This is a genomic window from Caldisalinibacter kiritimatiensis, assembly GCF_000387765.1.
Taxonomy (GTDB): Bacteria; Bacillota; Clostridia; order Tissierellales; family Caldisalinibacteraceae; genus Caldisalinibacter; species Caldisalinibacter kiritimatiensis.
In genome coordinates this window covers 17,406-29,132 of the sequence record NZ_ARZA01000173.1, presented here as the reverse complement: position 1 = coordinate 29,132, position 11,727 = coordinate 17,406, and the positions used below count along the sequence as shown (strand labels likewise).

Below are 11,727 nucleotides of genomic sequence, written 5' to 3'. Positions count from 1 at the left end.
GCATTACAAATTAAGGGAAAGTAAAGTTTTTACTGGAAATTAGATGCGAAATCTCTGATATTTAGTCAAATATGTTGACTTTAAGTACATATAAATATATAATTAGTACGAACAAATGTTCAGGAAAAAATAAACATATAAAAAATCCAAAACTTACCGTATATATGTAAAGCTACAATTGTTATAATGTAGTTAAAATGTTTTAAATAGGGGTTATTATAGAGGTGATATAATGGGTAAATTCAAAATACGGTCAGATTTTAAGCCCACAGGTGACCAACCCAAAGCTATTGAAGCTTTGAGTAAAGGAATAAATAAAGGCCTAAAACATCAGATATTATTAGGTGTTACCGGTTCGGGTAAGACATTTACAATGGCAAATATAATTGAGAAGGTACAAAAACCAACTATAGTTATAGCGCATAATAAGACATTAGCAGCCCAACTAGCCAGTGAGTTCAAAGAATTTTTCCCCAATAATGCAGTTGAATATTTTGTTAGCTACTATGATTATTACCAACCTGAAGCTTATGTGCCTCAGTCGGACACATATATAGAAAAAGATGCTTCTATAAACGATGAAATAGATAAGCTACGACATTCTGCTACAGCTTCTTTGTTTGAGCGTAGGGATGTTATTATAGTATCGAGTGTCTCATGTATTTATGGATTAGGAGACCCTATAGATTACGAAAATCTTGTTGTTTCATTAAGACCAGGTATGATAAAGGATAGAGACGAAGTAATAAGAAAGCTTGTCGATATACAATATGTTAGAAACGATATAAACTTTACACGTGGAACATTTAGAGTAAGGGGCGATGTTGTAGAGATTTTTCCAGCATCATCGGGAGAAGATGCAATTAGGGTAGAATTCTTTGGTGATGAAATAGATAGAATAACTGAGGTTAACGCGTTGACAGGAGAAATAATAGGACTAAGAAATCATGTTTCTATTTTTCCAGCATCCCATTTTGCTACATCAGAAGAAAAAATAGAAAGAGCTATTAAGAGTATTGAAAGGGAACTAGAAGAAAGATTAAAGGAATTGAGAAGTCAAGATAAGTTGCTAGAAGCTCAAAGATTACAACAAAGGACTATGTATGACATTGAAATGCTTAGAGAAATGGGATTTTGTCAGGGGATAGAGAACTATTCTAGACATTTAAGTGGAAGGCCACCGGGAAGCAAACCTTATACTTTACTTGACTATTTTCCAGAAGATTATTTAATGATAATAGACGAGTCACATGTTACAATACCACAAGTTAGAGGTATGTATGCAGGGGATAGGTCAAGAAAACAAACACTCGTTGATTACGGATTCAGATTACCCTCAGCACTAGATAACAGACCTCTTAAATTTAATGAATTTGAAAATCATATAAACACAGTATTATATGTTAGTGCTACTCCAGGACCATATGAATTAGAACATTCCCAAAAAACTGTAGAACAAATTATTAGACCAACTGGATTATTAGACCCAGAAGTACAAGTAAGACCTACTAAAAATCAGATTGATGATTTAGTAAAAGAAATAAACATTAGAGTAGATAAAAAACAAAGAGTATTAGTAACAACTCTTACTAAAAAGATGGCAGAAGATTTAACTAATTATTTGAAGGAAATAGGAATAAAAGTAACTTATTTACATTCAGATATTGATACTATTGAAAGAATGGAGATAATTAGGGACTTAAGGTTAGGTAAATTTGACGTTTTAGTAGGTATAAATCTTTTGAGGGAAGGTTTGGACTTACCAGAAGTGTCCTTGGTGGCAATATTAGATGCTGATAAGGAAGGATTTTTAAGGTCAGAGACTTCATTGATACAGACAATAGGAAGAGCAGCAAGAAATGCAGAAGGCAAAGTAATAATGTATGCCGATACTATTACTAATTCAATGAATAGAGCTATTAGTGAAACTAATAGAAGAAGAAGTATACAAATGGAATATAATAAAAAGCACAATATAGTTCCTAAAACGATTAAAAAAGGTGTAAGAAAAGTAATTGAAGCTACTAAAGCTGCAGAAGAGTCAGAAATATATGGAATTGAGAGTCAAGATAAGATGACTGATAAAGAAATTAAAGAAACAATTGAGAAACTGCAAAATGAAATGATGGAAGCAGCAGAAAAGCTTCAGTTCGAGAGAGCAGCAGAATTAAGAGATAAAATTGAGGAATTAAAAAGTAAATTAGATAAGTAACTAATATTGTATTTATCCTTCAATTAGCAAGGAGTGGTTATATGCAAAAGAATAAAAAAATTATTGTTAAAGGTGCAAAGGAGCATAATTTAAAAAATATTAATATCGAAATACCAAGAGATAAGTTTATAGTATTTACAGGATTAAGTGGCTCAGGTAAATCATCATTAGCCTTTGATACTATATATGCTGAAGGACAGAGAAGATATGTAGAGAGTCTTTCAGCTTATGCTAGACAGTTTTTAGGGCAAATGGAGAAACCAGATGTTGAGTATATTGAGGGGTTATCCCCTGCTATATCAATAGACCAGAAGACTACGAGTAAAAATCCGAGGTCAACAGTAGGAACAGTAACTGAAATATATGATTACTTAAGATTATTATTTGCAAGGATAGGTATCCCTCATTGTCCTAAATGTGGTAGAGAGATTACATCACAAACTGTTGACCAAATGGTGGACCAAATTTTAGAGTTAGAAGAAAGAACAAAACTACAGTTACTAGCCCCTATTATAAGGGGACGGAAAGGAACTCATCAAAAAACCTTAGAAACTATAAGAAAAGAAGGTTTTGTACGAGTTAGAGTTGATGGTGAAATATTCGATATTAACGACGACATAAACTTAGATAAAAATAAAAAACATAATATAGAAGTAGTAGTGGACAGAATAATAGTAAAAGAAGGAATAGAAAATAGATTAGCAGATTCAATTGAAACAGCATTAAACTTATCAGATGGATTAGTTATAGTTGACATTATAGGAAAAGAGGAGCTATTGTTTAGCTCGAAGCTTTCATGTCCTGAATGCGGTATAGGTATGGAAGAATTAGCTCCTAGAATGTTTTCGTTTAATAGTCCTTTTGGAATGTGCCCAACATGTAATGGTCTAGGTAATCATAAAAAGATAGACCCTGAATTAATAATACCTAACCCTAATCTTTCAATTAATCAAGGAGCAATAGCCCCCTTTAGTAACACTTCAGAAGATACCTATTATTATAGAATGTTTAAATCTATTGCACAAGACAATGGATTTGATTTAGATACACCAATAAAAGATGCTCCTAAGAAGTTTTTAGATGAATTATTATATGGAACAGGCAATAGAAATATTGCTTTCACATACGAAAGTAGATTCGGTGGTAGTAGAACCTATAAAGCTCCATTTGAAGGTATAATAAATAATTTAGAAAGAAGATATAAAGAAACTAATTCTGATTACATGAGGGAAAAGATAGAAAATTATATGAGTGTTATACCATGTCCAAATTGTAACGGTGGTAGGTTAAAACGGGAAAGTTTATCTGTTACTGTAGGAGGAATAAATATAAAAGAAGTAACAGATATGTCTATTAAGGATGCTTTAAAATTCTTTAATAACTTAGAATTAACAGAAAGACAAGAGTTTATAGCACAGCAAATATTAAAAGAAATTAGAGAAAGATTAAAGTTCTTAGTAGATGTTGGATTAGAGTATTTAACCTTATCACGTAGTGCTGGAACATTATCGGGAGGAGAGTCACAGAGAATTAGGTTGGCTACACAAATAGGTTCTAGTTTAGTAGGTGTATTATATGTTCTCGATGAACCAAGTATAGGATTACATCAAAGAGATAATGATAGATTATTAAAAACCCTTAGAAATTTAACTGACCTAGGAAATACCCTTATAGTTGTAGAGCACGATGAAGATACAATGTATCATGCAGACCATATAGTTGACATTGGACCTGGTGCAGGAATTCATGGAGGTCAAATAATTGCCCAGGGTACAGTTGAAGATATTAAAAAATGTGATGAATCTATGACTGGACAATATTTAAGTGGCAAGAAAAAAATAGAGGTACCAAAGCAGAGAAGAAAGCCAAATGGCAAGAGTGTAAAAGTATTAGGTGCTAGTGAAAATAATCTTCGAAATATAGATGTTGAATTCCCGTTAGGAGTTATGACTTGCGTAACTGGTGTATCCGGTTCAGGTAAGAGTACTTTAGTAAATGAAATACTTTATAAAAGATTATCTCAAGAATTGCATAGAGGAAAACAAAAACCAGGTAAACATAAAGGGATTGAAGGATTAGAAAATATCGATAAGGTTATAGATATAGACCAATCCCCTATAGGTAGAACACCAAGGTCTAATCCAGCGACATATACAGGGGTATTTGACCATATAAGAGAGCTATTTGCAAAGACTCCAGAGGCAAAAGCAAGAGGATATAAAAAGGGAAGATTTAGCTTTAATGTAAAAGGTGGAAGATGTGAAGCGTGTAGAGGTGACGGTATTATAAAAATTGAGATGCACTTCTTACCAGATGTATACGTTCCTTGTGAAGTTTGTAAAGGAAAAAGATATAATAGAGAAACACTAGAAGTGAAATATAAAGGGAAAACTATATCAGATGTATTAGATATGACAGTAGAAGAGGCATTAGAATTTTTCGATAAAATACCTAAAATAAAGAGAAAATTAAAAACTATGTATGATGTTGGACTTGGCTATATTAAACTAGGCCAACCTTCAACTCAGCTTTCTGGAGGAGAAGCACAGCGTATAAAACTTGCTACTGAGTTAAGTAAACGAAGTACAGGAAAAACATTTTATATTTTAGATGAACCAACTACTGGACTTCATATAGCGGACGTTCATAAGTTAATAAAGGTATTGAATAAATTAGTAGATGCAGGTAATACTGTAGTAGTTATAGAGCACAATTTAGATGTAATCAAAACAGCAGATCACATAATAGATCTTGGTCCAGAAGGTGGAGATGGTGGTGGAACAGTTGTAGCTAGAGGAACTCCTGAAGAAATTTGTAAAGTTCCAGAGTCATATACAGGTCAATTTCTTGAAAAAATGCTTAAGTAAATTGTGCAAAAGATAGATAAAAACATGTATAAAATCCTTCTATCTGTCAACAATCATAAATGGACAAGGGTAAAACAGATAGGAGGAATATATAATGAAAAAGAAAAGATTTTATGCAATTATGTGTGTATTCGCTATATTATTTTCATCAACTGTAATGGCAGAAGGGTTATATAAGGATATAAAGGTTTATTTTGATAATATAAAAGTCAATATAAACGGAGAAAGTAAAATTGAAGACGAAGAAGTGTTTATTTATAAAAATAAAGTTTATGTACCTGTTAGAAGCTTAGTGGAAAATATGGGTGGAGAGATACATTGGAATGCGCAGGATAATAGAGTATCAATAAAAACTTATAAGGACTTTCCAGAATGCGATACGTTAAATGGGGAAGTTTTTGTATATGGGCTAATAACAGATATTAATTTTAAAGATAGGACTATACAAATAGAACAACATTTTGATGATAATAGTGTAGAAGTTACTCCAATACTAAAAGTTAGAGAAGATGCAGGAATAATTTTTCAAAGAAATGATAAAAAAATGAATATTGAATTTAAGGACTTAAGATTTGGAGAGGATGTCGGTTTAGTTCTTGATAAGAATAAAAAAGTAAGGGGAATAATAATTACAGATTAAAAAGAAGTGGCAGTTTTTTGCCACTTCTTTTGCTTTATACAGGAAAACAATTTTAACTTATGACTATCTTAATGTATTTTTATAACGTTTTTACGTTTTTTGCACGTTGTACGTCTTTATGAACGATTATTGTTGTTTCACTGGAATTCTATTTTGTTTAATAATACCTTTTATTTGTCTAGTTATTTCACTATCAGTATGGAATATCAATTTACCTCTTTCCATCGTTAAGAAAAATTCTATGTGATCAGGGTAAATAAGATATCCTTCTATATCGTGATAAGTATAAACTCCTGAATCATTATGAACAACATTACCTATCCCTATAGGCAAATCTATCCTAATATCAAAGCCTGATACTAACATCCCTTGTCTTAGAAAATGTATTTTTATAGTTTTACTTGAGTATCTAATTAGTAATTCAATTCCCACCATAGTTAATATAAACAAAACAATTCTACTTATTGACAAATTATTGAGTGTAGGATTTTTAATAAAAGGAACGAAATAAATAAGAACTACTATTACATAGAACCACAGCTTTTCATTAAGATTAAATTTATCAGCATTTACACTAAGAAGAATAGCATTTTCATTTAATATTTTATTGCTACGAATTCTTCTTATTAAGGCTTGACTAAAAATAAAGAATAAAAAAGCGATTGTTATGTACAAAGGATATATAATATTTGTAATAGTGTTTTCGCTATAGTTTATTATTAAAGGTCTAATGATATTAGATAGTAAAGATAAAAAAACAATAGTAGCGAAGAATGATATTAAAAAATTCACAGTTTTTTTAACTCCTGACACAAAATACACCTCCTACGAATATTCTGAACATTTGACTATATTATATACAAATTTTAAAACTCATTCAATTGTGGTATTATATTTAAGAGAATAAAATGTTACAATTTAAAAGCAATTATGAATTTTTAAAGATAGAAGATTTTATTATAGTTATATAAAAACAAAGAAAATCCATGTCTTAAAAGGATGATAAATATATGTTTAATATAGAGGAAGAATTAAAGAAGTTACCAGATAAACCTGGTGTATATTTAATGAAGGATAAAAAAGGTAATATAATATATGTGGGAAAAGCTGTTTCTTTAAGAAAAAGAGTTAGACAATACTTTCAGCCTTCAAAAAATAAACCACCAAAAGTGGAAGCAATGGTTAAGCGAATAGCTGAGTTTGAGTATATTATTACAGACAATGAAGTTGAGGCTTTGATACTAGAATCAAACCTTATAAAGAAACATCGACCAAAGTATAACGTACTTTTAAGGGATGATAAACAATATCCTTATATTAAAATAACAACAAATGAACTATATCCTAGAGTGATGAAAACAAGGAAAATCAAAAAAGATGGAGCAAAATATTTTGGACCTTATGTTAGTAATAGTGCAGTTAATGATACTTTAGATATAATAAGAAATTTATATCCAATAAGAACTTGTAAGTTGAATCTAAAAAAAGATATAGGAAAACAAAGACCGTGCTTAAATTATCATATCGGGAGATGTTTAGGACCATGTCAAGGAAATGTAGATAAGGAAAAATACAAAGAAATGATAGATGAAATAATTATGTTTTTAAATGGACGAGAAGATAAATTAATAGAAATAATAGAACAGAAAATGAGAGATGCTGCAAAAAAAATGGATTTTGAGAGTGCCGCTAAATATCGAGACCAAATTGGGTCTCTTAAACACATATTAGAGCAACAAAAAGTTGTATCTACTACGATGGTTGACCAAGATATTATAGGTATGGCAAAGGGAGTAGATGAAACTTGTATTCAGGTATTTTTCGTTAGGTCAGGAAAGGTGGTGGGAAGGGAGCATTTTATAATTACTGGAACAAAGGATATGGAAAGAAAAGATATTTTAAATTCGTTTATCAAACAGTTTTATGTTGGAGCTTCTTATGTTCCTAAAGAGATATTAGTAGAAGAAGAGTTTGAGGATATAAATATTATAGGAAAATGGTTAAAAGAAAAAAGAGGTTCCAACGTATATATAAAGATACCAAAAAGAGGCGAAAAGAATTTACTAATGGAGATGGTACGAAAAAATGCATTAGATACTCTTAAACAAAGTAGCGATAGATTGAAAAGAAAAATGACTGAAGCTAAGGAAGCTATCGAAGAATTAGCCGATAAACTTAAACTAGATGATGTTCCAATAAGGATAGAAGCCTTTGATATATCCAATATCCAAGGAGTAGAATCGGTGGGCTCGATGGTTGTATTTGAAGAAGGCTTGGCCAAAAATAGTGACTACAGAAGATTTAGGATAAAATCAGTTATGGGACCTAATGATTATGCAAGTATGGAAGAAGTAATATATAGAAGGTTTAATAGAGGTTTAAAGGAAAGGAAATTGATGAAGGAAAATAAAGTATCAGTAGAAAGCTTTTCATATTTTCCTGATTTAATTATGATAGATGGAGGAAAAGGACAGATAAATGCTGCTAAAAAGGTTTTAAAGCAGTTTAACATAGATATACCAGTATGTGGATTAGTAAAAGATGATTTCCATAGGACAAGAGGAATAATATATAATAACAAAGAAATAAATATTTCTAAATATAGTAAAAGCTTTAAACTAATTACTAGAATACAAGATGAGGCTCACAGATTTGCGCTCAGCTATCATAGAAGTCTTAGGGATAAAAAAATGTTTAAATCAGTATTAGACGAAATAAAGGGAATAGGTAAAAAACGAAAAATTGCTTTGCTTAAGAAATTTGGTTCTGTTGAAAATATTAAAAAGGCTTCAGTTGAAGAATTAGCGTCAGTAGAAGGAATGAACAAAAGAGTTGCTGAATCTGTGTATAAATTTTTTAGAAAAGGGAGCTAGAATTTATTTTTAAGAACAAAGGAGGATATCATGTATTCGATAAGTGTAGAAAAATTTATTAAAGATATGGATTTAGAGATTATATATACACCTGAAAAAACTGATATAAAGATTGTTAAAAGCGATTTGAATAGACCAGGGCTGCAGTTAGCTGGATATTTTGATTACTTTGCTTATGAAAGACTTCAAATAATAGGCAGCACTGAATGGAATTATTTATCAACACTAGATATTGAAACAAGAAAAGAGAGATTGAACAAATTATTTAGTTATCCTTTTCCTGCATTAATAATTACTCGAAATCAACAGGTATTTCCAGAGATGCTTAAGTGCGCTGAAAAGCATAACAGAACTATAGTAAGAACTAAATTAGCTACTACAAAATTTACAAGTAAGTTAGTAAACTATTTAGAAGATATTTTGGCTCCACAGACAACTATACACGGTGTATTAGTTGATGTTTATGGAATAGGTATATTACTTTTAGGAAAAAGTGGAGTTGGGAAAAGTGAAACTGCTCTTGAATTGATTAAAAGAGGCCATAGATTAGTTGCAGATGATGCAGTGCAAATAAAAAGGGTAGAAGAAGGAGTGTTAAAGGGAAAAGCACCTGACTTAATTAGACATTTCCTGGAAATAAGAGGAGTTGGTATTTTAGATATAAAACGCTTATATGGTGTCGGAGCTGTCAGAAATGCTAAAAGAATAGATGTAGTTATAGAATTAGAAATTTGGGACGATAAAAAAGAGTACGATAGATTAGGGTTAAATGAAGAATATGCTGAAATATTAAATACTAAGGTTCCTAAAATAATTATACCTGTGAAACCAGGAAGAAATTTAGCTATGATAGTAGAAGTAGCTGCAAAAAACCATAGGCAAAAGAAAATGGGCTACAATGCTGCTGAAGAATTAAATAAAAAATTAGTAGAGCAAATGAACATAAAAAATACTACAGGAAGCGTAGAGAATGTTGACTTATTTGAATTAGATTAGGAGAATTAGGTGTAATAAATATACATTGTATAAAAAAGGAGTTGAAAAGCATGAAATACTTGATAGATACCCATTGTCATACTGTTGCTAGCGGTCATGCATATAGTACTATATTAGAATTAGCCAAAGAAGCAAATAACAAAGGGTTAGAAATGATAGCAATTACAGATCATGGCCCTAAAATGCCAGGAGGGCCTCATATTTATCATTTTGGAAACTTAAAGGTAATACCAAGCAAAATATGTGGTGTCGAAATTTTAAGAGGGGTAGAAGCTAATATTATGGATACAGAGGGCAATGTTGATTTACCCGAATATGTTTTAGAAAAGTTAGATTTAGTTTTAGCTAGTCTACATGAAGGGTGCTTTGACCCAGGAAATCAAGAACATAATACAAAGGCTCTTATAAAAGCTATGGAAAACAAATATGTAGACATCATAGCACATCCAGGAAATCCCGTATATCCTATAAATAAAGAAGAATTTGTTAAAAAAGCTAAAGAAACAAATACACTTATTGAGATTAATAATAGTTCATTTATTAAAAGTAGAAAGGGAAGCAGAGAGCATTGCATAGAAATAGCAAATCTATGTAAGAAATATGGAGTTAAAGTAATAGCAGGAAGTGACTGTCATATTTCCTTTGATGTAGGTAGATTTGATAAAGTAATAGAGGTTTTAAATGAGATAGATATGCCAGCTGAACGTATAATGAATTTATCACCGAAAGAATTCAAAGAATATTTAAAATCAAAAGGAAAAATAAGATTTATGGATAAAGAACAAATTGCAGAAATATAATTAGAACTAAATTCAAAGGGGGAATTTGAGATGTACATAGGTATAGACATAGGAGGAACAGCTATTAAAGCTGGTTTAGTTAATGAAAATGGAGAGATATTATACAAGAAAGAAATTAGAACAAGGGCAGAAAGAGAATATAAAGATATAGAACGAGATATTATTGAGTTAATTAAGGATTTAATAAAAAGAAGCAATGAGTATGGTAAAAATGTTAAGTCGATAGGATTAGGGATACCTGGTATAGGTGATGTTACAGGTGACTTTGTTGTTTATTGTACTAATTTAGGTTGGAGAAATGTACCTTTAGGTAAGAATTTGAAGTCTCAATTTAATCTTCCAATATATATTGAAAATGATGCCACTGTGGCAGGATTAGCTGAGAATGTTAAAGGAGCAACTAAGGGTAGTAATAGTTCTATCTTTATTACATTAGGTACTGGAGTTGGTGGAGGTATAATAATAGATGGAAAAGTTTATAGTGGGGCTCATGGTACAGGGTCAGAAATTGGGCATATGATAGTAGGTGAAAATTTCTACGATTGTAATTGTGGTAACAATGGATGTCTTGAAACATTTGCTTCTGCTACTGCTATAATCAAGTATACAACTAAAATAATTAAACATGGAAATAATGATACTCTAATATTAGAGAAAACAGGTGGAGATTTAAATAAAATAACTGCAAAATTAGTTTTTGATTGTGCTAAAGAAGGTGACAAAGTAGCAAATGAATCCATAGACAGAATGGTAAAGTATTTGTCAATTGGTATAGCTAATCTATTAAATACCCTAGACCCAGAGATTGTAGCTATAGGAGGAGGAGTATCTAAAGCTGGCGACTTTCTATTAGAAAAGGTAAGAAAACAAGTAGGTAGTTATTTGCTTTATAAAGATATTAAGTACGCAGATATAGTTCTTGCTACTCTAGGAAATGATGCTGGATTAGTGGGAGCTGCTATGTTAGGTAAATATAAGTAGTCCCTATAAAAATCATCTCACATATAATAAATATTAAGTGGGGTGATTGTTATGGAAAACATTATTACAAATGAGATAAGTATAGCTATAATGTTAAACCATTTTTGTGAAAAATGTCCTGAAAAAGATAATTGTAATGATATGGAAAAATGTAAAGCGGTTCAGTTTGCTGAATATTTAGTGGACGAGGGCATTGCAAAAAGATACTTACAAAAATGAAAATTAAAAGAAAAACTTCCCATCGAACTGGAAGTTTTTCTTTTAATTTCAATCCATAAAATGTTATAAATTTGTAAATATTTAATAAATCAACGGATTTATTGACTTTATCGTTATAGTTTACTATACTAGAGTTATG

At 30.8% G+C, this 11,727-nt stretch carries 9 protein-coding genes; 8 read left to right on the top strand and 1 reads right to left on the bottom strand.

What is annotated here, in order from left to right:
- Positions 1 to 232 precede the first annotated feature (232 nt).
- The 3 genes from uvrB (at position 233) to L21TH_RS07720 (ending at position 5,719) form a co-directional block, all read left to right on the top strand.
- Entirely contained in the window at positions 233 to 2,212 is a 1,980-nt protein-coding gene (gene uvrB, locus L21TH_RS07730) for an excinuclease ABC subunit UvrB (RefSeq protein ID WP_006313400.1), read from the top strand.
- 41 nt (positions 2,213 to 2,253) lie between these two features.
- Positions 2,254 to 5,079: an excinuclease ABC subunit UvrA gene (gene uvrA, locus L21TH_RS07725; RefSeq protein WP_006313398.1), complete on the top strand. Its 2,826-nt coding sequence runs from the start codon at positions 2,254 to 2,256 to the stop codon at positions 5,077 to 5,079.
- A gap of 94 nt (positions 5,080 to 5,173) precedes the next feature.
- Entirely contained in the window at positions 5,174 to 5,719 is a 546-nt protein-coding gene (locus L21TH_RS07720; RefSeq protein ID WP_006313392.1) for a stalk domain-containing protein, read from the top strand.
- Between the two features lie 126 nt (positions 5,720 to 5,845).
- On the opposite strand, the gene L21TH_RS07715 is transcribed toward L21TH_RS07720, so the two are convergent.
- Positions 5,846 to 6,532, bottom strand: a complete 687-nt coding sequence (locus L21TH_RS07715) for a hypothetical protein (RefSeq protein ID WP_006313390.1) — start codon at positions 6,530 to 6,532, stop codon at positions 5,846 to 5,848.
- A 197-nt stretch (positions 6,533 to 6,729) separates the two neighbouring features.
- Here L21TH_RS07715 and uvrC point away from each other — a divergent pair, with 197 nt between their 5' ends.
- Genes uvrC through L21TH_RS14285 form a run of 5 tightly spaced genes read left to right on the top strand, consistent with a single transcriptional unit; the run spans position 6,730 to position 11,588 of the window.
- Positions 6,730 to 8,592: an excinuclease ABC subunit UvrC gene (gene uvrC / locus L21TH_RS07710; protein WP_006313388.1), complete on the top strand. Its 1,863-nt coding sequence runs from the start codon at positions 6,730 to 6,732 to the stop codon at positions 8,590 to 8,592.
- A gap of 30 nt (positions 8,593 to 8,622) precedes the next feature.
- On the top strand, positions 8,623 to 9,588 hold the full coding sequence (gene hprK, locus L21TH_RS07705) for an HPr(Ser) kinase/phosphatase (RefSeq protein WP_006313386.1): 966 nt from the start codon (positions 8,623 to 8,625) through the stop codon (positions 9,586 to 9,588).
- Positions 9,589 to 9,638: 50 nt separating this feature from the next.
- Positions 9,639 to 10,388: a phosphatase gene (locus L21TH_RS07700; protein ID WP_006313384.1), complete on the top strand. Its 750-nt coding sequence runs from the start codon at positions 9,639 to 9,641 to the stop codon at positions 10,386 to 10,388.
- A gap of 30 nt (positions 10,389 to 10,418) precedes the next feature.
- Entirely contained in the window at positions 10,419 to 11,369 is a 951-nt protein-coding gene (locus L21TH_RS07695; protein WP_006313382.1) for an ROK family protein, read from the top strand.
- Between the two features lie 51 nt (positions 11,370 to 11,420).
- The gene (locus L21TH_RS14285) at positions 11,421 to 11,588 is read left to right on the top strand and encodes a hypothetical protein (RefSeq protein WP_006313381.1); all 168 of its coding nucleotides are present in this window, start codon (positions 11,421 to 11,423) and stop codon (positions 11,586 to 11,588) included.
- Positions 11,589 to 11,727: the final 139 nt, after the last annotated feature.

Excerpts from the sequence above, each read along its gene's own strand:
- uvrB (WP_006313400.1), top strand. The coding sequence starts at position 233 with ATGGGTAAATTCAAAATACGGTCAGATTTTAAGCCCACAGGTGACCAA.
- uvrA (WP_006313398.1), top strand. The coding sequence starts at position 2,254 with ATGCAAAAGAATAAAAAAATTATTGTTAAAGGTGCAAAGGAGCATAAT.
- L21TH_RS07720 (WP_006313392.1), top strand. The coding sequence starts at position 5,174 with ATGAAAAAGAAAAGATTTTATGCAATTATGTGTGTATTCGCTATATTA.
- uvrC (WP_006313388.1), top strand. The coding sequence starts at position 6,730 with ATGTTTAATATAGAGGAAGAATTAAAGAAGTTACCAGATAAACCTGGT.
- hprK (WP_006313386.1), top strand. The coding sequence starts at position 8,623 with ATGTATTCGATAAGTGTAGAAAAATTTATTAAAGATATGGATTTAGAG.
- L21TH_RS07700 (WP_006313384.1), top strand. The coding sequence starts at position 9,639 with ATGAAATACTTGATAGATACCCATTGTCATACTGTTGCTAGCGGTCAT.
- L21TH_RS07695 (WP_006313382.1), top strand. The coding sequence starts at position 10,419 with ATGTACATAGGTATAGACATAGGAGGAACAGCTATTAAAGCTGGTTTA.
- L21TH_RS14285 (WP_006313381.1), top strand. The coding sequence starts at position 11,421 with ATGGAAAACATTATTACAAATGAGATAAGTATAGCTATAATGTTAAAC.